Source organism: Pseudomonas sp. Colony2, assembly GCF_019382755.1.
Lineage (GTDB): Bacteria > Pseudomonadota > Gammaproteobacteria > Pseudomonadales > Pseudomonadaceae > Aquipseudomonas.
Window position 1 is genome coordinate 5,177,653 of the sequence record NZ_CP080030.1, and the last position, 20,860, is coordinate 5,198,512.

A 20,860-nucleotide genomic window follows, 5' to 3' on the forward strand; every position below is an offset into this window, starting at 1 on the left:
GTCAGGCAATCTCGGCAACTACCGCTGCCAGCGCCTTGGCCGGGTCGGCCGCCTGGCTGATCGGGCGACCGATCACCAGGTAATCGGAACCGGCATCCAGGGCCTGGCGTGGGGTCAGGATGCGACGCTGGTCGTCCTGGGCGCTGCCCGCCGGGCGAATCCCCGGGGTCACCAGTTGCAACGCCGGGTGGGCGGTCTTCAGCGCCTGCGCTTCCAGCGCCGAGCACACCAGGCCGTCCAGGCCAGCCTTTTGCGCCAGGGCCGCGAGGCGCAGCACTTGTTCCTGTGGCTCGATGTCCAGGCCGATGCCGGCCAGGTCTTCACGCTCCATGCTGGTCAGCACGGTTACGCCAATCAACAATGGCTTGGGGCCGCTGCGCTGATCGAGCACTTCACGGCACGCAGCCATCATGCGCAAGCCGCCGGAGCAGTGCACGTTGACCATCCACACGCCCATTTCGGCGGCGGCCTTGACCGCCATCGCGGTGGTGTTGGGGATGTCGTGGAATTTCAGGTCGAGGAACACCTCGAAACCTTTGTCACGCAAGGTGCCGACAATTTCGGCGGCACAACTGGTGAACAGTTCCTTGCCAACCTTGACCCGGCAAAGCTTGGGGTCCAACTGGTCAGCCAGCTTCAGTGCGGCGTCACGAGTGGGGTAATCCAGGGCGACGATGATAGGAGTCTGGCAGGCGGACATTGGAATGGGCTCTCAGGCAAGTCGAAATCGGCGCGGATTGTAGCGCAAGCAGCGGGTTTGCGGGATCCGATGATCGGTAATTCGCGATTTAGCCGCCATATTGCGGGCTCCCGGGCAATTGTGTCGAAACAGATACATTCCCGACATGCCTGCAATACCCCCGAAGATTAGCCTCGCACACGTGAACCATCGTACAGAACTTCCAGCCCCGGGGCTGGGCGCCTATGCTGAACGCAACAACCTCGCCGCCGAGCTTCGGCCCGGCGGCCAACCAGGTAGATGATCGCACCATGCAAACCCTGACTCCTGTGCTGAATGACGATCAAAAAGCCTCGCTTGTCGGTGAAGACAAACGCTGGAATACCCGCGCACTGATTGTCGACGACGACGTGCCGATCCGCGAACTGCTGATCGATTACCTGGCGCGCTTCAATATCCTCGCCAGCGGCGTGACCGATGGCGCGGCCATGCGCCAGGCCATGCAAGCCGAGACCTTCGACGTGGTGGTGCTCGACCTGATGCTGCCGGGCGAAGACGGCCTGTCGCTGTGCCGCTGGCTGCGGGCGGAATCGGACATCCCGATCCTGATGCTCACCGCCCGCTGCGAACCTACCGACCGCATTATCGGCCTGGAACTGGGGGCCGACGACTACATGTCCAAGCCCTTCGAGCCCCGTGAACTGGTGGCGCGCATCCAGACCATCCTGCGCCGGGTGCGGGATGACCGCACCGAGCAGCGGGCGAATATCCGCTTCGACAACTGGCGCCTCAACAGCGTGCTGCGCCAGCTGGTGGCCGACGACGGGCTGGTGGTGCCGCTGTCCAACGCCGAATTCCGTTTGCTGTGGGTGTTTATCGAGCGCCCGCGCCGGGTGCTGAGCCGCGAACAATTGCTGGACGCGGCCCGGGGTCGCTCCATCGAGGCCTTTGATCGCAGCATTGACCTGCTGGTCTCGCGCCTGCGCCAGAAGCTGGGGGACGACCCCAAGGCCCCGCAGTTGATCAAGACCGTACGCGGTGAAGGCTACCTGTTCGACGCCCGAGATATCGGCTGATGCGCAACGCCTTCAACACCCTGTTCGGGCGGCTGTTCGGTGTGTTGCTGGTAGCGATTGTGCTGGCCCACGCGCTGGCATTCTTCTGGTTTCACCATTATGGCCCGCCGCCCCCTCCGCCCCACGAGACCTTCATCGAGCAACCGGACGGCAGCCTGACGCCAATGCCCAAGGAGCATCGCCGTCCCTGGTTCGGCGGGCCTGTGGTGCCACTGACCTTCCAGTTTATCTCGCTGATCATCGCCGCCTGGTATGGCGCCAAGCTGCTCAGCCGGCCGATCCAGCGCCTGAGCGCCGCGGCCGAGCGCCTGAGCCTGGACCTCGACAGCCCACCGCTGAACGAGTCCGGCCCACGGGAGGCGCGGCAAGCGGCATCGACCTTCAACCTGATGCAAAAGCGCATCCGCGAACAGGTCACCCAGCGTGCCCGCATGCTGGGCGCCGTGTCCCACGACCTGCGCACGCCGCTGTCACGGCTCAAGCTGCGCCTGGAACAGATCGAAGACACCAAGCTGCAGGGCCAGATGCGCCAGGACCTGGACGACATGATCGGCATGCTCGACGCCACCCTGAGCTACCTGCACGAGCAACGCACCAGCGAAACCCGGCATTGGCTGGATGTGCAGGCGCTGGTGGAATCCCTGAGTGAAAACGCCCAGGACCGCGGCTCCGATGTGCAATGCAGTGGTGAGTGCGCGCCGCTGCAAGTGCAACCGATGGCCCTGCGTTCGTGCCTGAACAACCTGATCGATAACGCCCTGCGGTACGCCGGCACCGCGCGCATCGAACTCGCGGACACTCCGCAGGCGCTGGTGGTGAAAGTGATCGACCACGGCCCGGGCATTGCGGCGGATAAACGCGAGGCGGTGTTTGAACCGTTTTATCGGCTGGAAGGCTCGCGCAACCGCAATTCCGGTGGCGTGGGGTTGGGCATGACGATTTCCAAGGAAGCCGTGGAACGCCTCGGTGGACGGCTGAGCCTGGAGGAAACTCCGGGCGGCGGCCTTACCGCCGTAATGTGGCTGCCAAGGGCGTAGGAATGGTTCCTGCGCCCTGCAGGAACCATTACTGCCCGGTTTTATCTTCCCGCCGCACCTGAGCCTGGGTGGCACTCCAGTCCGTCAACAAGCTATACGCCACCGCCAGCAATGTCGGGCCGATAAACAGGCCGATAAAGCCGAACGCAATCAACCCGCCAAACACCCCCAGCAACACGATCACCAGCGGCAGGTTGCCGCCACGGCTGATCAGGTAGGGCTTGAGCACGTTGTCGACGCCGCTGATGATGAACGTGCCCCATACACCGAGGAACACCGCATAGGTGTAGTCGCCCTTCCAGGCGAGCCAGGCGGTGGCCGGAATCCAGATCAGCGGCGGGCCCATCGGAATCAGGCTGAGCAGGAAGGTCACGATCCCCAGCACCAAAGCCCCCGGAACACCGGCAATCCAGAAGCCGATCAGCGCCAGCAAGGCCTGGGCGGCAGCGGTGCCGATCACACCGTTGACCACCCGCTGCACCGTACCCGCGACCAGTTCGATGTAATAACCCGCCCGGTCGCCGATCAACCGCTCCAGCAAGCGATGCACAAACATCGCCAGGCGCGGCCCGTCACGGTAGAAAAAGAACACGAACACCAGGCTCAGGGTCAGTTCCAGGATGCCGCCGCCGATCTGCGCACTGCGGGCCAGCAACCAGTTGCCGACCTGGCCCAGGTACGGTTTCAACGTGACCATCAGTGCCGCGCCCTGCTGGTCGATGCTGTCCCACATCGCCACCAATCGTTCGCCGACAAAGGGAATGGAACCGAGCCAGGTGGGCGCCGCAGGCAAGCCATCCACCTGGATATCCTTGATCAGGCCCACGGCATCGCGCACATGGTCGGCCAGGTTGAACCCCAGCCAAACCAGCGGCAACGCCACCAATAGCATCCAGACCAGGGTCAGGATCCCGGCGGCCAGCGATTCGCGACCGCCCAGCCAGCGGGTGAGCAAGCGCATCACCGGCCAACTGGCAAACGCCAGTACCGCGCCCCAGAACAGCGCCGACCAGAAAGGCGCCATCACCCAGAAGCTGGCACCAAACAACACCAGCAGCAGGATCTGCACCAGCAGGCGATCGTTATTGAGCATGTGGTTTCTCGAAAAGAAGTCTGTAAGAGGAAGAGCTTAGGCGAACGGCGCGGGTCCGTTCGCCCTGGAACGGTCAGCGTATCAAATGCAGGTGCAAACCCTTGGCTTCGGTGGTGCCGGTTTCCAGGCGCGCCGCACGTACGCCCTGATCGATCAAGCCCTGGCGCCATGCCTCGGCGGTGGGCCCGGTCAAACTGACCCGCAACGTGGCATCCAGGTTCAATCCGCGGGAAATAAGGGTGAGCCAGGTGGCGTCAGGCTCGGCGCCCAGCTTGGGAAAATCCAGCTCGCCAGTGCTTTTCAGTTCCCGCAGCAGCGTAGCGGAGGTCGGCAGCAAATCGCCCAACGGTGCGCTGGCGTCCATCTGTTCCACGTGCAGGTACGCCCGTCGATTGCCCCGGGTGATGCCGTACAACGCGACCAGGGAGTTGTCCTGCGGGGCCGCCAGGCGCAGCAGCAGGTATTCCTGCTGGCCATCGGCGCCCACCAGCTTGGCATTGCCGAACACTTCATTGGCCCACAGGCTGCTTTCGCCGCAATCACGGGCCTGGCACCAGAACAGCAGTTGCGCGCCCTGGGCCTGCAAGGCTTCACGGGTGGCGGTAAAGGCGGCGCTGGAGGTGTGCTCGGCAGGCAGTTCGTAGGTGATGGCAGTGGCTTGGCCGCGGGCGGTGGCCTGGCCTTCATAGCGCAGCTGGCCGCTGATCTTGCGGATCGAGCCCAGCGGGTAGATACGTTCTTTCTCTTCGGCGGGACGGTAGTCGACAATCTGCGCGTCGACCTGACGGGCCACGGCGGGCAAGTCCTGGCTACCCGGTACGTCGGCGGCAAACACCAGCGGGCTGAAACAGCACAGCCCCAGAACACGGAAAAATCCCTTCGGCATACTCATCGGATCGGCGCGCCCTGGCCATTGGGGTGCGCTGCGGTGTTGAGATCGTTCATGGTTGACTCCCTTTCGATCCGCCCAGCCTCGGCAGTTGACCCCGCCAAGTCAAGGCGTGGAGAAGAACCGATTGAAACAGTCTGCAACAAGGGTAGCGCCTGGCTCGTCATTCAGGTGCAAATGATGGCCACCGGGCAAGGTAGTCACCTGGAACGTAAGCCCGGAAAGCAATTCGGAATGTTTCGCCAACATGCCGTCTTCGGCGACCACCAACTGTGTCGGACAGCCGACTCGGCGCACGAAGGCCATCGCCTGTTCTTCTGTCAGGCGCATGGGGGAGGCCAGGGTCAGGCGGCTGTCGCTGCGCCAGGTGTAACCACCCGGCACGGGCATCAAGCCACGCTGGGCCAGCAGTTCGGCGGCTTCACGACTGACTGCCACCACGCCTTTCATCCGCGCTTCCACCGCGCGATCAAGGGTGCTGTACACCGGCTTGCGCTTGTCCTGCAGGTTCATTTGCGCCTGCAACGCCATGCCGAGGCGTTCGGCGGCGTTGTCTGCGGTGCCGGTCGGCGGGATCACGCCATCAATCAATCCCAGGTGCGTCACCCGCTCCGGCAAGGCGCCGGCCAACACCAGGGAAACGATGGCGCCGAGAGAGTGGCCAAGTAATGCAAAACGTTTCCACCCGAGTTGTTCGGCGACTTGCAGCACGTCGTGGACGTAATCCCACAGGGAATAACCGGCGCCAGCGGGTCGATGGGCCGAGTGACCATGGCCGGCCATGTCCAGGGCGACGATGCGCAGGCCATCGAGTTTCGGCGCCAGGCGGGCGAAGCTGTTGGCGTTGTCCAGCCAGCCATGCAGGGCAATCACCGGCAAACCGTCTTCAGGGCCGAACAGATGCGCCGCCAACTCGATGTGCGGCAGCGCCAGGCGGACTTCTTCGACGGGCGCAGTCATGCGCAACTGCGCTCGCGCTGGCGAGCTTCCCAACGGGCAAACAGGTTCTTGATCAAAGTGGCGGTGTCCTGTGGGCGTTCAAGGGGAAACATGTGGCCGCCGGGCATGGTCAGCATTTCGCCCATGGGCATGCGCCCCACGCCGCTGGCATGGTGACGCATCACCACCCGGCTCTGGCGACCACGCACCACCGCCAGCGGCACTTTCAGTTGCCGGGCCTGGCCGGGGCTGGTGTGGGGCACGCCGCGGTAGATGCTGATTTCGGTGGCCGGATCAAAGCGCAGGCGCAGGCGATCACCCACCGGCTCCAGGCCGTGTTGCAGGTAGGCATCAAAACAGTCGGGATCAAAGCCGCGAAACAAGGTCTTGCCAGCGAAGTACTGGCGCGCAGCCGCCAGGTCGGCGAACTCTTCACGACGGCCCAGGGTGCGCCCCGCCGGGGTCAGCCGGTCGATAAAGCCGAAACGCTTGGCCGCACGGATCACCCAGCGATCGGCCAGGGTCAGTACCGGCGAATCCAGCATCACCACCCCGCGATACAGCTGCGGGCTACGCATGGCCGCATGCAGGTGCAGCACACCACCCAACGAATGGCCCACGCCCCACACCGGCTCCGGTTGTTGCTCAAGGTGGTGGATCAGTTCGTCCACCAGGTTCTGCCAATTGTCATCCACTGGAAACCGGGGGTCGTGACCGTGCTGCGGCAAATGCGCGACGGCGTACTCCGGGGCCAGGGCGGCAAACAACTTGCCGTAGGTCGCCGAAGGAAAGCCATTGGCGTGAGCGAAAAACACGTGCTGCGACATACCAGATCCATCACCGTAAACAGAGTGTTGATTCTCCCCAGACCGGGCAGTCACGGCAATGACTGTAACTGCCAGGAATGATGACACTCACGCCACGCCTATCGGGCCGGCGGGTTCTCCCCCAGCGGCACCACGGCCATGGTCAGGCGCGATACGCAGCTGGCCTTGCCTTCATCACTGGTCAGGCGAATGTCCCATACGTGGGTGGTGCGTCCGATGTGAATAGGCTTGGCCACCGCCGTCACCCGCCCGCTGCGCAGGCCGCGCAGGTGGTTGGCGTTGATTTCCAGGCCAACGCAATAGAACTTGCTGGCGTCGATGCACAGGTAACTGGCCATGGAGCCCACGGTTTCCGCGAGTACCACCGACGCGCCGCCGTGCAGCAGGCCGTAGGGTTGATGGGTGCGGTGGTCGATCACCATGCTGGCTGTCAGGGACTCGTCGTCAAAACGTTCAAAGCGGATATCCAGTACTTCACCGATGGTGTTTTTCTGAATCGCATTCAGTTGCTCGATATTCGGTTGGGTGCGCCACAGGCTCATTGATCGGTCCTTATTGGTTTTATGTCAGTGCTCAATCCTGCCACAGCACGGCTTCGGAGCGCTCGCTCCAGGCCAGGAACTGCGACCCGTAGGCTGATTCAATCACGTTGCGCTTGATCTTCAAGGTCGGCGTGAGAAAACCGTTTTCCACCGCCCAACTGTCTTTCACCACCACCAGTTGGCGCAAGCGCTCATGTTTATCCAGCACCTGGTTGACCTCTTCCAGCAAGCGTTCAAGGCTGCCCTGCAAAGCCTGGCGCCCAGCGCCTGCGGCATCTTGCAGGCCCACGGCAGATAACACGCACAGGCCCATGGGCGCACTCAAGCCATCGCCCACCACGCACACCTGCTCGATGCGTGCATGTTCGGCCAGGCGGTTTTCAATCGGCGCCGGGGCCACGTATTTGCCTTTGCTGGTCTTGAAGATTTCCTTGAGCCGCCCGGTCAGCCGCAGGCGGCCATCGGTGCCCTGCTCGCCCTTGTCGCCGGTGCGCAGGAAGCCGTCGGCGGTGAGGGTCTCGGCAGTTTTTGCCGGGTCCTTGTAATAACCGAGCATGGTCGCGCCGCTGCGTACCTGGACTTCGCCGTCGTCACCGATGCGTACTTCGACGTCCGGGCATGGCGGGCCTATCCAGCCGAGTTTCTGCTGGCCGGGGCGGCACACGTGGGAGTAGCCGCAGCTTTCGGTCATGCCATAGACCTCCAGCACATCCAGGCCCAGCCGGCGATACCAGACCAACAGTGCTTCGGGCACGGGGGCTGCGCCGGAGATCGCCACGCGCACAGCGTCCAGGCCCAACCCGGCGAGTACTTTGTGGCCGACCCGCTTGCCGATGAAGGGCAGGCGCAGCAAGGTATCGAGGCGGCTTGCGGGGATTTTGCTATAGACGCCCATCTGGAATTTGGTCCAGATCCGCGGTACGCCGAACAGCGCTGTTGGCCTCGCCCGTTTGAGGTCTGTCAGAAAAGTGTCGAGGCTCTCGGCGAAAAATACTGTCTGTCCGGTGTAGATCGAGGCCATCTCCACGAACATGCGTTCGGCGACGTGGCACAGCGGCAGGTAGGACAGCAGGCGATCGCCCTCCCCCAGGCCGAACAGTTCAGTGCCGCGGATGGCCGCGAAGGCCAGCGCGCCGAAGCTGTGCATCACGCCCTTGGGCAGGCCGGTGGTGCCGGAGGTGTAGATGATGGTGGCTAGATCGGATGCTGCGGGCGCGGGGTTGTCCTGAATGGGTGAGCAGGCTTGCAGGTCGGCCCAGGTGAAATCGAATTCGCCATCGGGGCACAGCGGCAGGCTGATGGTGGGCAGGTCGGCCTTTACTCCGGCGGACATGGCGGGCCAGTCGTCCAGTTTGCCGATAAATGCCAGTGCGGCTTCGGAATGCTCGAGTACGTGGGCGACGGAGTCGGCGGTGAGGTTGGGGTAGAGCGGGACCGAGACGTGGCCGGCCATCCAGATGGCGAGGTCGGCGATGATCCAGTGGGCGCAGTTTTTCGAGATCAGGGCGATGTGGGAGCCCTGGGGCAGGTCGCGGGCTCGCAGCCAGTGGGCGGCGCAGCGGACCTGGTGACCGGCTTCGGCCCAGGTGAGGGTTTGGACCTCGCCGCCTTTGATGGGCTGAACCAGGAATCGTTGCCGTGGGTGGCGGGCTTCGCGGTCGAAGAAGACTTGCAGCGGCAAACGAATAGCGACAGACATGGACGCGCTCCTTTGTGTTCCGATGGTAGCCAACCAAGCACTTGCTTGGATGACTATTTCATGGGAGCGCGGGGGGTGCAAGTTCTGCTGTTTTTGGGGGTATATCCGTTATTTGGGTGATGGCTGAAATGGGTTCCGCTCTTACAGCGGCTCACTTTTGAAAAGCGCAAAAGTAAGCAAAACGCTCTTGCCCCACCACTCGGCACCTCGCCTAGGCTCGGTGTGCCCTCACTCCGGCTTTGGACCGTGGGCCGCCGTCATGGGCCATCCTTGGCCCAGGACGGCTAACCCGGCGTCCTGCCAGGTTACCCACGCTCCAAAGCCTGCGTTCGGCCAGCGTGGTTTAACGGGGCGCCTAAGATCAAAATCAAAAGCAGATCAAGAGCACAGCGGCCTACCGGCCGGCTTGAGTGTTAAAAGCAAAAGCAAAGACCAGAGCGAAAACAGATCTGCTTTTATGTGGGAGCGGGCTTGCTCGCGAAAAACCTGAGGTCGCCGCGCTGAATCAGAATGCCCGCGTCATCGTTAACGACCTTCGCGAGCAAGCCCGCTCCCACATTTGGACCGTGCCCGCCTTAGATTTTGCTTTTAACACTCAAGCCGGCCGGTAGGCCGCTGTGCTCTTGCTTTTGATCTGCTTTTGATCTTGATCTGCGGGCCCCGTCAACCACGATGGCCGCAAGTAGGCACGGTGGAGCGGGTAAATCGGCAAGGATGCCGATTTAGCCGCGCCGGGCCATGGATGGCCCGTCGCGGCGGCCCGCGGAACCGGGCCGGAGTGCGGGCATGCCGAGCCTAAGCGAGGCACCGAGTGGTGGGGCAAAGCGTTTTTTGGTTACTTTTTTAGGCGTTTGTAAAAAAGTGACCCGCTGTAAGAGCGGAACCCTAAGTGGCCGTTACCGAAGAAACGGATATGTACCCAAACCCAAACCCAACCTTAAGGATTCCGAACACTCAAAAGACTCATCAACCCCGCCAACGGAAAGTCCCCTTCCAACTCCGCCAGACTCGCCGTACTCATAGGCTGCGGCTGCCGCAAATGCCCATGCTGCAAATAACTGATCAGCCCCCCCACAAACGGCTGATGGCTAACCAGCAACACATCATCGTCATTGTCGAGATGCTTGAGCACCTCCAGCGGATTACTCTCCGGCGTCAACCAAGGCACAGTGCGGATCTCAGGCTCAAACCCCAACGCCTCCCGCACCAACTGCGCCGTCTGCTGCGCCCGCACATACGGACTGGCAATGATCGCCCGAATCGGCTGCCCAATCAGATGCCCCGCACTGCGCAAAACCTCATCGCGCCCATGGGCCGTCAAATTACGCTCGGCATCCGTACGCGCATGCCCCTCGGCCTCACCGTGACGCAACACCCACACCTTCATAGCTTGGGTTCCTCATCACGCGCCGGATGCGGTGCAGGCGGCACACTGTGGGCAGCCTCACCTTCCGGTGCACGGGGCGTCGGCCAATCTGCAAACGGCCAAGGCTTCTGATCACTGTGAAAACTGCCAAACCGCCCAATCTGCGCCAAAAACTGACTCAGGCTGTCACCAAAATTCATCAGCCCCAGGTTCGGCGCCCCATACACCAGGCGATAAACCAGTTGCACCACCACCAGCGCGCCCAGCAGAAACTGCGCCACTTGCCACACCAGGGCAAACACCAGCATCCACAGCACACGCAGGCCAATGGATTCGTACTTGGGAGCTGCTTTCGGATCGTTCATGACGCGTTCCTCAGTTGAAACCACTGGTGGAAATAAAGTCGACATCGGTTTTAGGCTCGGCGCGCATCAGCAACTCGATGACCTGGTTCAAGGTGCGCCCTTCAAACAGGATCGCGTGCAACCCGGCAACCAGCGGCATATACACCCCGACCTCCTGAGACTTGGCCTTCAGCACCTTCAGGGTGTTGACGCCTTCCGCCACTTCGCCCAAACGCGTCACGGCGTCTTCCAGGCTCAAGCCCTGGCCAAGGGCAAAACCGACCTGATAGTTGCGGCTTTTCGGTGACGAGCAGGTGACGATCAGGTCGCCCACACCCGCCAGGCCAAGGAAGGTCATCGGGTTGGCGCCCTGATTGACCGCAAACCGGGTCATCTCGGCCAGGGCGCGAGTGATCAGCATGCTCTTGGTGTTTTCACCCATGCCCAGCGCAACCGCCATGCCGGCGATGATCGCGTAGACGTTCTTCAACGCCCCGCCCAGCTCGACGCCGAAACGGTCGGCACTGGCGTACACGCGGAAGGTGCGACCGTGCAGCACCTCCTGCACCCGCTCGCAGAGTTCTTCGTCTTCACTGGCGATCACCGTGGCAGTCAGCGCGTGCTCAGCCACTTCCCGCGCCAGGTTCGGCCCGGACAACACGCCAATCCGCGCTTCGGGGGCGATTTCTTCAAGGATCTCGCTCATCAACTTGAAGGTGTGCGCCTCAATGCCCTTGGTCAGGCTCACCAGCAGCTTGCCCGCCAGCCGCTCGGCATGGGGTGCAAGCACCGAACGCAAAGCGCTGGAGGGCAGCGCGACGAAGCACAGGTCGCATTCGTCCAGCGTCGCCTGTAAATCAGTCACCGGCTCCACGGCCGGCAGAATCTTGATGCCTTTAAGGTAACGGGGGTTTTCCCGGTTGACCCGAATGGCTTCGGCTTGCTCGGGGTCACGCATCCATTGGCGCACCCGGTGACCATTTTCAGCCAGCAGATTAGCCACGGCGGTACCAAAACTTCCGCCTCCCAGGACCGCAATAGGGCGCTGTTCAGTCATATGCAATCCGTTAATCCATAGCAGTGGCGATGGCCGCATTATACGGAGCGACCCGCCTGCGGCCAGCCCCCGCGTCAATTCAAACGCTTGTCGGAAAATGCGACATTTGTGCGAAGTAATTACAGGGCCGACGACTGGCAAAAGGCCCCACCTCAGTTAACATGGGCGGCTATCCGTAATTATCAAGGCCGTGCCGTGTATTTGGGCCCTCCTCCTCGCTCATCCCTTTTGCTGACGTTGTTGTGCATGCCGTGGTGCAGTGTGCCGGTGCTGGCTGACGACCTGTTCCTCGACAGCCAGCCGCTGCCGCAGGTGCTGACCGCCACCCGGCTCAAGCAATCGGCCGCCGCCGTGCCCGGCAGCATGACGGTGATCGACAGCGAGCTGATCAAGGCCAGCGGTGCGCGGGATATCCCCGAACTGCTGCGGCTGGTGCCCGGGATGATGGTCGGCTACACCACCGGCAACCAGGCCGCCGTGAATTACCACGGCACCCAGGCGGGCGATGCGCGGCGCATGCAGGTGTTGATCGATGGGCGCTCGGTGTACCGAGCGGGCCTGGCCACGGTGGACTGGAGCGATATTCCGGTAGCCCTGGAAGACATCGACCGCATCGAGGTCTTCCGCGGCCCCAATACCGTCAGCTACGGCGCCAACGCGCTGATGGCCGTCGTCAACATCCTCACCCGCTCGCCGGCCAACAGCCATGGCACGCGGATGAAACTCACCCAGGGCGGCCGAGGGATCAACGACTGGTACGCCAGCCAGGGCATGGGCTGGGACACCGGCGATTTGCGCCTGTCACTCTCCGGTCAACAGGACGATGGCTTTGACAGCGACCGCGTGGGCGCTGACCGCCGCGACGGGCGCCGCCTGAACCGCTTCAGCCTGGCCGTGAGCCAGACCCTGAATGCGCAACAAAGCATCGACTGGCAACTGGACGCCAAGGAAGGCACCAACCAGCGCCCTTACACCTACCAACCAGTGTTCGACGGGATTACCGAAGGCGGTAACAATTCCGACGTCAGCGCCAAGGACTATGCCGGTTCCCTGCGCTGGAACTTCGATTTCAACCCCGATCACAGCCTGTATATCCAGGGTTCGGCCCAGCAGTGGGATCGCCGGCAGATCTGGCGCGCGTGCGATGCCAAGGTCTCGTTCAGCCCGGAACTGACGCAGCTGTGGCAGCTCAACCCCAACTATGCCGAGCGACTGGCCCGGCACATGAACAACTTCAACCCAGGCAACCTCCCACCCGGCAGCGCCGCCGAGCAGGCACTGGCCCGCCAGGTGCTCCAGCAATGGGGAGACGGCGGCAAGGACCCGGTCTGCGGCAACATCGACCAAAGCACCAAGGAAAGCCGCTACGACCTGGAGCTGCAAGACACCCTCAGCCTGTCCGACAGCCTGCGCCTGGTCAGCGGCATGAACTACCGCTACGACCGCGCCGACTCCGACACCTACTTCAACGGCACCCTGGACGACACCACCTGGCGCCTGTTCGGCCACCTGGAATGGCGGGCCAGCGAACACTGGCTGCTGCAGGGCGGCGCGATGTACGAAGACACTCACCTGAGCGGCAACTCGCTGACGCCACGGGTGGCCGTCAACTACCTGATCAACCCGCGCCACGGCCTGCGCGCGGTGTACTCCGAAGCCATTCGCTCCCCGGACATGTTCGAGAACAACGTCAACTGGAGCTACCGCGTCACCAACCTCAGCTCGCCGGCCTACGGCCAGAACTCCGGCCAATACTTCGTGGTGACCCGTGGCCCGGGCAACCTCGACAAAGAGCTGATGCGCTCCCGGGAGCTGGGCTACAACGGCTTTTTTGCCGACATCGGGCTGAACGTCGACGTGAAGCTGTTCTACGACGAAATCAGCGAAATGGTCAGCGAGCCGCTGCGCAACAACCAGTACATCGCCAGCAACTCGAACAGCTCGCGCTTTACCGGCACCGAAACCCAGCTCGACTGGCACATGAGCACCGCCGACCGGCTGCGCGTCACCTATGCTTATGTGGATGCCAGCGCCACCAACCCCCTGGACAGGCAGCAGACCGCCCGCAACAGCGGCTCGGCCGGCTGGATGCGGGAATGGGGCCATGGCTGGTCCAGCGCGGTGTTCTACTATGGCGACGATGCGCTCAACCAGTATCGCTTCGAACGGGTCGACCTGCGGGTGGCCAAGCGCATTGCCTTGGGCAAAGCCAACGTGGAGCTGGCCGGCATGTTGCAACAACGCCTCGACAATCAGCCCACCACCTGGCGCGACAACAACTATGACCAACGCCACGTGCTCTACTTCAGTGCGGAGTTAGAGTTCTAGTGGACAGCGACTCGTCACGGATGACCCTCCCCTTTACCGCCCGGCTCTGGCGGTGCTGTGTGTTGCTTGGGGTTTTACTGTTCGGCGCACCGACATGGGCAGCGGATATCCTGCTGACCGCCGACGAAGACGGCCCGGGCGTACAAACATTCGTCCAGGCCCTGGCCCTGCAGCGTCCCGAAGACAGCGTGAAGTTCACCCCGCTCAAGGACCTGCCCGCCCCTGCAAACTTGCCGACCAGCACCCGCCTGATCCTGCTGGACCTGCCCAGCCTTGACTGGCGCCTGCAAGACGCCCAGGGCCCACCGACCCTGGTGCTGCGCATCAGCCGCCTGCAAGCGCGCCAGCGCCTGGGTGCCACGTTGCCTGCGAAGATCAGCCTGCTGTGGAGCGACCCACCGCTGGACCGACAACTGCGCCTGATCACCGGCATCCTGCCTCAGGCCCGGCGCATCGGCGTGCTCTATGGCATCGACAGCGAGTTCCTGCTGCGCGAGCTGCGCCAGTATGCCGCGCCCATGGGCCTGGAGATCGTGCCCCAGCTTTGGGAAAACATTAATGACAGTCGCCCGCTGCAAAGCCTGTTCAAGAACAGCGACGTCTTGCTGGGGCTGGATGATCCCCAGCTGTACAACCCGAAAACCGCGAAAAACCTGCTGCTCAGCAGCTACGCCAGGCAATTGCCACTGGTCGGGCCCAACGCCGGGTTCGTCAAGGCCGGCAGCCTGGCCAGCACCTACAGCGATCAGACCGACTGGCTGGATGTGCTCGACCGCCTGCTGGATCATGCGCCGGCCAGTTGGCCGCGCTCGCTGTACCCGGAACGTTTCAAAGTCGTAGGCAACCCGCAGGTTGCGCGCTCACTGGGGATCGAACAGGTGGACGAAACCAACGTCGCCGCCCGCCTGGCCGAAGGAGAAAAACGCCCATGACATTTCGTCGCCGTTGGGACATCAACACCCGGACCCAGCTCATTACCCTGGGCCCGGCACTCCTGCTGACGCTGCTGTTGATCAGCTTCTTCACCTTCGTGCGGATCCAGGACCTGCGCCAGGAACTGGACCACACCGGCCAGTTGATCGCCAACCAACTGGCGCCGGCCACCGAATACGGGGTGATTTCCGGCAACAACGACGTGCTTGAAAGCCTGTTGCGGGCCACCCTCGCCACGCCGCACGTGCGCTTCCTGGAGATTCAGGACAGCGCAGAAAATATCCTGGTGTATGTCGAGCAACCGTCGGAGAAGCACGATCGCTCGCTGTCGGTGAAAGTCTTCCAGGCGCCGATTCGCCTGCAACATATCCAGCTGGGCAATGACTTCTTCCAGGACAGTACTGCCGAGCCCAAGGCCCCGCGCGCGGACTACCTGGGGCGAGTGATTGTCGGCATGTCCAACGATGCGTTCAGCCAGCGCCAGCAGGAAATCCTGTTCAAGGCCGGGATTCTCGCGCTGTTCGCCCTGCTGTTTACCTTCCTGCTGGCCCGGCGCCTGGCGGCCAGCCTGTCGCAACCGATCAGCGCCATGGGCAATGCGGTCAAGGCGATCCAGCAGGGCGATTACCAGACGCCGCTGCCCATCGTGGATGACTCGGAGCTGGGCGACCTGTCGCGCCACATCAATAACCTCGCCGATGGCTTGAACCAGGCCAGTCGTGAACAGCACCAGGCCATGGCCCAGTTGATCCAGACCCGCGAAGAAGCCGAGCGGGCGAACAATGCCAAGTCGGACTTCCTGGCAATGATGAGCCATGAATTGCGCACGCCGATGAACGGGGTGCTGGGCATGCTGCAACTGCTGGAAACCACCGACATGACCGAGGAACAGACCGAATACGCGGCGCTGGCCTCGGAGTCCACCGAACACCTGCTGAAGGTGATCAACGACATCCTCGACTTCTCGCGCATCGAGCGCGCGGCCCTGGAGCTTGAGCACATTCCGTTCGACCTGGTGGAGCTGATCAGCAGTTGCGCCCAGGCCTTCCAGCACGCCGCCCAACAACGCGGGCTGGCGCTCGAAGTGCCGATCCCCCAGGGCCTGGGCTCGCTGCAGGTACAGGGCGACCCGACCCGCATCCGGCAGATTTTGGTGAACCTGATCGGCAATGCCCTGAAGTTCACCGAGCAGGGCACCGTCACCGTCGAACCCCACTGGCAGACCCTGGACCATGAATTGCTGTGGTTCACCTGCACCGTGCGCGATAGCGGGATTGGCATTTCCGCCGAGCGCCTGGAACTGATGTTCGATGCGTTCCAGCAAGCCGACAGTTCCATTTCAAGACGTTACGGCGGCACCGGACTGGGACTGCCTATCGCACGCACCCTGGCCGAACGCATGGGCGGCACCCTGCGCGCCCAGAGCGAAGAAGGCCACGGCTCGGTGTTCACCCTGGAAATCCCGCTGGCGATCTACCAGCAGAGCTTGCCGGTGCTCGCGCCGAATACCGAAGGCAATGGCCGTGCGGGCGAAGGGCGCAACGTGTTGCTGGTGGAAGACAACCCGGTCAATCGCACGGTGGTCGAAGCCATGCTGCGCAGCCTGGGGTTCGAGGTGAGCATCGCCACCGACGGCGCCGAAGCGATTCGCAGCGCCGAGAGCCTGATTTTTACCGCAATCCTGATGGACTGCCGACTGCCGGGCATCGATGGCTACGAGGCTACCCGGCAGATTCGCCAGTTGCCCGGTTGCGCCGAGCTGCCAATCATTGCCCTCACGGCCAATGCCTTGCAGGGCGATCGCGAAGCCTGCCTGGCAGCTGGAATGAACGATTACCTGGCAAAGCCGTTCAAACGCACGGATTTGCAGCAAATCCTGCAGAGATGGGTGCAGTAACACGGTGCCATCAGCCAACTGCGACTGGCGTGAAAGACGAAAGTGCGGCAGTCTTAGGCACCCGAACGGGCCCGTAAACCGGCCCGGTTTATAATTTCAGTGCACAAGTGTACATTCATGACCTTGACGCTGTGACTTTCACTACAACGCAATAGTCTATGTGTAGGCTGCCGATATGAGGCATGAACGCTTCAGTCGGCCGGGAAGATTTGCCCTGCCCTGCCGCATGGGATTATTGAGGAGCTCGCATGACCAAACAAAACGCCTTTACTCGGGAAGACCTGCTGCGCTGCAGTCGCGGTGAGCTGTTCGGCCCAGGTAACGCGCAACTGCCCGCCCCGAACATGCTGATGGTGGATCGCATCACCCATATCAGCGAAGAGGGTGGCAAGTACGGCAAAGGTGAATTGGTCGCCGAGCTGGATATCACCCCTGACCTGTGGTTTTTCGCCTGCCATTTCGAAGGCGATCCGGTGATGCCGGGCTGCCTGGGCCTTGACGCCATGTGGCAGTTGGTCGGTTTCTACCTGGGCTGGCAAGGCCTGCCGGGCCGCGGTCGCGCCCTGGGTTCGGGCGAAGTGAAGTTCTTTGGCCAGGTCTTGCCGACCGCCAAGAAAGTCACTTACAACATTCAAATCAAGCGCGTCCTCAAGGGCAAGCTGAACCTGGCCATTGCCGATGGTTCGGTGACTGTCGACGGTCGCGAGATTTATACTGCCGAAGGCCTTCGGGTCGGCGTATTCACTTCCACTGACAACTTTTAAGGGTTATCCGCATGCGCCGCGTCGTTATCACTGGTCTGGGCATTGTTTCGTGCCTGGGCAATGACAAAGAGACCGTCTCCGCTAACCTGCGTGCAAGTCGCCCTGGCATCCGCTTCAACCCGGAATATGCCGAAATGGGTCTGCGTAGCCAGGTTTCCGGCTCCATCGACCTGCCCCTCGAAGAACTGATCGATCGCAAGATCTATCGCTTCGTCGGCCACGCAGCCGCTTACGCCTACCTGGCCATGAAGGACGCGATCACCGATTCCGGCCTGAGCGAAGACCAGGTATCCAACGTGCGCACCGGCCTGATCGCCGGTTCCGGTGGCGCGTCGACCTTGAACCAGATGGAAGCGCTGGACATCCTGCGCGAGAAAGGCGTCAAGCGCGTTGGCCCGTACCGCGTCACGCGGACCATGGGCAGCACCGTTTCCGCCTGCCTGGCCACACCGTTCAAGATCAAGGGCGTGAACTACTCGATCTCCTCCGCTTGCGCCACCAGTGCTCACTGCATCGGTACCGCTGTAGAGCAGATCCAGTTGGGCAAGCAGGACATCGTGTTTGCCGGCGGCGGTGAAGAAGAACATTGGAGCCAGTCGTTCCTGTTCGACGCCATGGGCGCCCTGTCGACCCAGTACAACGAAACCCCGGAAAAAGCCTCCCGCGCCTACGACAAGAACCGTGATGGTTTCGTCATTGCCGGCGGTGGCGGCATGGTGGTGGTCGAGGAGCTGGAACACGCCCTGGCCCGTGGTGCGAAGATCTACGCGGAAATCGTCGGCTACGGCGCGACTTCCGACGGCTACGACATGGTTGCGCCAAGCGGCGAAGGCGCCATCCGCTGCATGCAGATGGCCATGTCCACCGTTGATACCCCGATCGACTACCTGAACACCCACGGTACTTCGACTCCGGTCGGCGACTCCAAGGAAATGGAAGGCGTGCGTGCGGTATTCGGCGACAAGGCTCCGGCGATCAGCTCTACCAAGAGCCTGTCGGGTCACTCCCTGGGCGCCGCTGGCGTTCACGAAGCGATCTACTGCCTGCTGATGATGGAAGGCAACTTCATGGCAGGTTCTGCCAACATCGAGGAACTGGACCCGGACGTGGCTGACATGCCTATCCTGACCAAGACTCGTGAAGATGCGACCATCAATACAGTGATGAGCAACAGCTTCGGCTTTGGTGGCACTAACGCCACCCTGGTGCTGAAACGCTGGCAGGGTAAGTAAGCTCTCGCAGCTTGATCGCCTGAAAACGCCCCGACTGGTTCGGGGCGTTTTTTTACCCGTTTACCGCGCTTACAGTGGCTCACTTTTGAAAGCCGGAATGCGTGCCCAGTCAAAAGTAAGCAAAACGCTCTTGCCCGATCACTCGGCACCTCGCTCAGGCTTGAGTGTTTAGAAGCAAAATCAAAAGCTAAAACGGGCACGGTCCAATGTGGGAGCGGGCTTGCTCGCGAAGGTCGTTAACGATGACGYTGGCATCCTGAWTCAACGCGGCGWYCTCAGGTTTTCGCCGGCAAGCCGGCTCCKACAGAAAAGCGGTTCTGCTTTTGCTTCTAACACTCAGGTCGGCTTCCAGGCCGCCGTGCTCTTGCTTTTGATCTTAGGCGCCCCGCCGACAGGCGAGGCAGAGCGCTTTGCTTACTTTGCCGCTTTTGCAAAGTGACTCGCTGCGAGAGCGAAACCATAAGTAGCCCCTACCACAGCAACGGGCATACTCCCCCAACAACCTAAACCGAAAACCGAGCCACCATCGTGTTGAGATCCACCGCCAACCGCGACAACTCCTGGCTCGCCGCACTGGTCTGGTTCGCCCCCGCCGACGTCTGCTGTGCCAAATCGCGAATATTCATCAAATTGCGATCCACCTCCCGCGCCACCGCCGCCTGTTCTTCCGAGGCACTGGCAATCACCAGGTTGCGCTCGTTGATCAGGGTAAACGCCGAAGCAATCTCCTCCAGCGCCGTCCCCGCAGACTTGGCGATATCCAACGTTGACCGCGCCCGAGTATTGCTCTGCTGCATGGAGCTGACAGCCTGATCAGTCCCCTGCTGAATCCCACTGATCATCTGCTCGATTTCCTGGGTCGACTGCTGCGTACGATGCGCCAAGGCCCGCACCTCATCCGCCACCACCGCAAACCCACGCCCGGCATCCCCGGCCCGCGCCGCTTCGATGGCGGCATTCAGCGCCAGCAAATTGGTCTGCTCGGCAATCGAACGAATCACATCCAGCACCTTGCTGATGCCATACACCTTCTGCGCCAGGTCCTCCACCTGAGTCGCATTGGCCGTCACATCATCCGCCAGGGACTCAATCGACAACACCGTCTGATGCACCTGCTCGCGACCATGCTGGGCAATACGGTCCGACTCACGGGACGCCTGTGAAGTGGCCACCGCATTGCTCGCCACCTCCTCCACCGCCGCCGTCATCTGGTTCACCGCAGTAGCCGCCTGCTCGATTTCCTGACTCTGCTGATGCAACCCACGGGTGGCATCTTCGGTCACGCAACTAAGCTCTTCGGAAGCCGACGCCAACTGGCTGGACGAATCGGAAATACGCCGAATGGTTTCCCGCAGGCTCTCCTGCATGCTTTTCAGCGCCTGCTGCAAACGCGCCGGCTCATCCTGGCCGCTGACAGTAATCACCCCGGTCAGATCGCCACTGGCCACACCCTGGGCGACTTTCAAAGACTGGGATAACGGCAGCACAATACTGCGGGTCAGCAACAATGCCAGGCCGATGGTGATCAGCGCCGTCACGGCAATCATGCCAACCACCCAACTGCGCGATTGCGTGAACACACTTTGCGCCAGGCTCGCCGCCTGATTGGCACTGACCTTGTTCAACGTCACCAGCTCACGCAGGGTACCGGCCAGTTCGTCGGCCAACTGGTTCATCTCGCCGTTGACCACCTTGATCGCGTCTTCCAACTGATTCGCCTGGGAAAACGCCATCACCTGTTCCTGGCGCTGCAGGTAACGCTCTTCCTCGGTTTTAAAGCGATCGAACAGCACCCGCTCTTCAGGCAGCACGATCAAGCCTTCATAGAGGGACTGAGCCTTGTGCAGGCCGCTTTTCAGCTCGGTGATTTTCTGCTCATTCTGCGTGATTGCCTGCGGGTCGCGGTTAAGCAGCAGCCGCAACGTCAGGGCCCGCACCCGCAGCAGGTCCTGATTCATCTCGCCGACCGCCATCACGCTGGGCAGCCAGTTGTTTTCCACCTGGTCAGACTGCTGGCGCATATTGCCCATCTGCAACAAGGCGAACCCGCCCAGGGCAAACACCATCAGCGCCAGCAAACCAAACCCCAGGCCGGCGCGAGGGGCGATATTCAGACTTCTGATATTCATGCTCGGAATCCTTCCAAAAGCGCTGCATC

General features: G+C 62.1%; 18 protein-coding genes. 7 read left to right on the forward strand and 11 right to left on the reverse strand.

Going from position 1 to position 20,860, the window contains the following annotated elements:
- Position 1: 1 nt before the first annotated feature.
- Positions 2 to 700: an orotidine-5'-phosphate decarboxylase gene (gene pyrF, locus JV201_RS20615; RefSeq protein ID WP_003217180.1), complete on the reverse strand. Its 699-nt coding sequence runs from the start codon at positions 698 to 700 to the stop codon at positions 2 to 4.
- 290 nt (positions 701 to 990) lie between these two features.
- On the opposite strand from pyrF, the gene JV201_RS20620 reads away from it, so the two are divergent.
- Together JV201_RS20620 and JV201_RS20625 are read left to right on the forward strand one after the other, a co-directional pair.
- Positions 991 to 1,755, forward strand: coding sequence for a response regulator (locus tag JV201_RS20620; protein WP_032898726.1), 765 nt, complete (start codon positions 991 to 993; stop codon positions 1,753 to 1,755).
- Entirely contained in the window at positions 1,755 to 2,792 is a 1,038-nt protein-coding gene (locus JV201_RS20625) for a cell wall metabolism sensor histidine kinase WalK (RefSeq protein WP_003217175.1), read from the forward strand. Before JV201_RS20620 ends, JV201_RS20625 begins: the two co-directional genes overlap by 1 nt.
- A gap of 28 nt (positions 2,793 to 2,820) precedes the next feature.
- Here the strand turns inward: JV201_RS20625 and JV201_RS20630 are convergent, their stop codons facing one another.
- From JV201_RS20630 to JV201_RS20670, 9 genes are all read right to left on the reverse strand, one after another.
- A complete protein-coding gene (locus JV201_RS20630; protein WP_003217173.1) occupies positions 2,821 to 3,885 on the reverse strand; it encodes an AI-2E family transporter in 1,065 nt (354 codons plus the stop codon).
- Positions 3,886 to 3,958: 73 nt separating this feature from the next.
- Positions 3,959 to 4,777 carry a DUF4892 domain-containing protein gene (locus tag JV201_RS20635; RefSeq protein ID WP_003217171.1) on the reverse strand — a complete coding sequence of 273 codons (819 nt, stop codon included), beginning with the start codon at positions 4,775 to 4,777 and terminating at the stop codon, positions 3,959 to 3,961.
- Between the two features lie 102 nt (positions 4,778 to 4,879).
- Positions 4,880 to 5,734 carry an alpha/beta hydrolase gene (locus JV201_RS20640; RefSeq protein WP_177029369.1) on the reverse strand — a complete coding sequence of 285 codons (855 nt, stop codon included), beginning with the start codon at positions 5,732 to 5,734 and terminating at the stop codon, positions 4,880 to 4,882.
- Positions 5,731 to 6,540 carry an alpha/beta fold hydrolase gene (locus JV201_RS20645; RefSeq protein ID WP_008431257.1) on the reverse strand — a complete coding sequence of 270 codons (810 nt, stop codon included), beginning with the start codon at positions 6,538 to 6,540 and terminating at the stop codon, positions 5,731 to 5,733. The genes JV201_RS20640 and JV201_RS20645 overlap by 4 nt, the downstream gene beginning before the upstream one ends.
- Positions 6,541 to 6,638: 98 nt before the next feature.
- A complete protein-coding gene (locus JV201_RS20650) occupies positions 6,639 to 7,082 on the reverse strand; it encodes a hotdog fold thioesterase (RefSeq protein WP_087695369.1) in 444 nt (147 codons plus the stop codon).
- Between the two features lie 31 nt (positions 7,083 to 7,113).
- Positions 7,114 to 8,781, reverse strand: a complete 1,668-nt coding sequence (locus tag JV201_RS20655) for an AMP-binding protein (RefSeq protein ID WP_219405989.1) — start codon at positions 8,779 to 8,781, stop codon at positions 7,114 to 7,116.
- A gap of 937 nt (positions 8,782 to 9,718) precedes the next feature.
- Positions 9,719 to 10,168 carry a phosphohistidine phosphatase SixA gene (gene sixA / locus JV201_RS20660; protein ID WP_177023052.1) on the reverse strand — a complete coding sequence of 150 codons (450 nt, stop codon included), beginning with the start codon at positions 10,166 to 10,168 and terminating at the stop codon, positions 9,719 to 9,721.
- Positions 10,165 to 10,512 (reverse strand): DUF4389 domain-containing protein, encoded by a 348-nt coding sequence (locus JV201_RS20665; RefSeq protein WP_003210547.1) that lies wholly within the window; start codon positions 10,510 to 10,512, stop codon positions 10,165 to 10,167. The genes sixA and JV201_RS20665 overlap by 4 nt, the downstream gene beginning before the upstream one ends.
- Positions 10,513 to 10,522: 10 nt before the next feature.
- Positions 10,523 to 11,548: an NAD(P)H-dependent glycerol-3-phosphate dehydrogenase gene (locus JV201_RS20670; protein ID WP_003210548.1), complete on the reverse strand. Its 1,026-nt coding sequence runs from the start codon at positions 11,546 to 11,548 to the stop codon at positions 10,523 to 10,525.
- Positions 11,549 to 11,743: 195 nt separating this feature from the next.
- On the opposite strand from JV201_RS20670, the gene JV201_RS20675 reads away from it, so the two are divergent.
- The 5 genes from JV201_RS20675 to fabB all read left to right on the forward strand — a co-directional run bounded on the left by JV201_RS20675 (position 11,744) and on the right by fabB (position 18,702).
- Positions 11,744 to 13,876 carry a TonB-dependent siderophore receptor gene (locus tag JV201_RS20675; protein WP_087694449.1) on the forward strand — a complete coding sequence of 711 codons (2,133 nt, stop codon included), beginning with the start codon at positions 11,744 to 11,746 and terminating at the stop codon, positions 13,874 to 13,876.
- Between the two features lie 20 nt (positions 13,877 to 13,896).
- Entirely contained in the window at positions 13,897 to 14,808 is a 912-nt protein-coding gene (locus JV201_RS20680; protein WP_052024261.1) for an ABC transporter substrate-binding protein, read from the forward strand.
- Positions 14,805 to 16,706: an ATP-binding protein gene (locus tag JV201_RS20685; protein ID WP_102369646.1), complete on the forward strand. Its 1,902-nt coding sequence runs from the start codon at positions 14,805 to 14,807 to the stop codon at positions 16,704 to 16,706. The genes JV201_RS20680 and JV201_RS20685 overlap by 4 nt, the downstream gene beginning before the upstream one ends.
- A gap of 248 nt (positions 16,707 to 16,954) precedes the next feature.
- Positions 16,955 to 17,470 (forward strand): 3-hydroxyacyl-[acyl-carrier-protein] dehydratase FabA, encoded by a 516-nt coding sequence (gene fabA / locus JV201_RS20690; RefSeq protein WP_003210552.1) that lies wholly within the window; start codon positions 16,955 to 16,957, stop codon positions 17,468 to 17,470.
- A gap of 11 nt (positions 17,471 to 17,481) precedes the next feature.
- Positions 17,482 to 18,702: a beta-ketoacyl-ACP synthase I gene (gene fabB, locus JV201_RS20695; RefSeq protein ID WP_017480195.1), complete on the forward strand. Its 1,221-nt coding sequence runs from the start codon at positions 17,482 to 17,484 to the stop codon at positions 18,700 to 18,702.
- A gap of 503 nt (positions 18,703 to 19,205) precedes the next feature.
- Here the strand turns inward: fabB and JV201_RS20700 are convergent.
- Positions 19,206 to 20,831 carry a methyl-accepting chemotaxis protein gene (locus tag JV201_RS20700; protein ID WP_134327086.1) on the reverse strand — a complete coding sequence of 542 codons (1,626 nt, stop codon included), beginning with the start codon at positions 20,829 to 20,831 and terminating at the stop codon, positions 19,206 to 19,208.
- Positions 20,832 to 20,860: the final 29 nt, after the last annotated feature.

Coding starts and splice junctions, on each gene's coding strand:
- pyrF (WP_003217180.1), bottom strand. CDS start 700: ATGTCCGCCTGCCAGACTCCTATCATCGTCGCCCTGGATTACCCCACT.
- JV201_RS20620 (WP_032898726.1), top strand. CDS start 991: ATGCAAACCCTGACTCCTGTGCTGAATGACGATCAAAAAGCCTCGCTT.
- JV201_RS20625 (WP_003217175.1), top strand. CDS start 1,755: ATGCGCAACGCCTTCAACACCCTGTTCGGGCGGCTGTTCGGTGTGTTG.
- JV201_RS20630 (WP_003217173.1), bottom strand. CDS start 3,885: ATGCTCAATAACGATCGCCTGCTGGTGCAGATCCTGCTGCTGGTGTTG.
- JV201_RS20635 (WP_003217171.1), bottom strand. CDS start 4,777: ATGAGTATGCCGAAGGGATTTTTCCGTGTTCTGGGGCTGTGCTGTTTC.
- JV201_RS20640 (WP_177029369.1), bottom strand. CDS start 5,734: ATGACTGCGCCCGTCGAAGAAGTCCGCCTGGCGCTGCCGCACATCGAG.
- JV201_RS20645 (WP_008431257.1), bottom strand. CDS start 6,540: ATGTCGCAGCACGTGTTTTTCGCTCACGCCAATGGCTTTCCTTCGGCG.
- JV201_RS20650 (WP_087695369.1), bottom strand. CDS start 7,082: ATGAGCCTGTGGCGCACCCAACCGAATATCGAGCAACTGAATGCGATT.
- JV201_RS20655 (WP_219405989.1), bottom strand. CDS start 8,781: ATGTCTGTCGCTATTCGTTTGCCGCTGCAAGTCTTCTTCGACCGCGAA.
- sixA (WP_177023052.1), bottom strand. CDS start 10,168: ATGAAGGTGTGGGTGTTGCGTCACGGTGAGGCCGAGGGGCATGCGCGT.
- JV201_RS20665 (WP_003210547.1), bottom strand. CDS start 10,512: ATGAACGATCCGAAAGCAGCTCCCAAGTACGAATCCATTGGCCTGCGT.
- JV201_RS20670 (WP_003210548.1), bottom strand. CDS start 11,548: ATGACTGAACAGCGCCCTATTGCGGTCCTGGGAGGCGGAAGTTTTGGT.
- JV201_RS20680 (WP_052024261.1), top strand. CDS start 13,897: ATGACCCTCCCCTTTACCGCCCGGCTCTGGCGGTGCTGTGTGTTGCTT.
- JV201_RS20685 (WP_102369646.1), top strand. CDS start 14,805: ATGACATTTCGTCGCCGTTGGGACATCAACACCCGGACCCAGCTCATT.
- fabA (WP_003210552.1), top strand. CDS start 16,955: ATGACCAAACAAAACGCCTTTACTCGGGAAGACCTGCTGCGCTGCAGT.
- fabB (WP_017480195.1), top strand. CDS start 17,482: ATGCGCCGCGTCGTTATCACTGGTCTGGGCATTGTTTCGTGCCTGGGC.
- JV201_RS20700 (WP_134327086.1), bottom strand. CDS start 20,831: ATGAATATCAGAAGTCTGAATATCGCCCCTCGCGCCGGCCTGGGGTTT.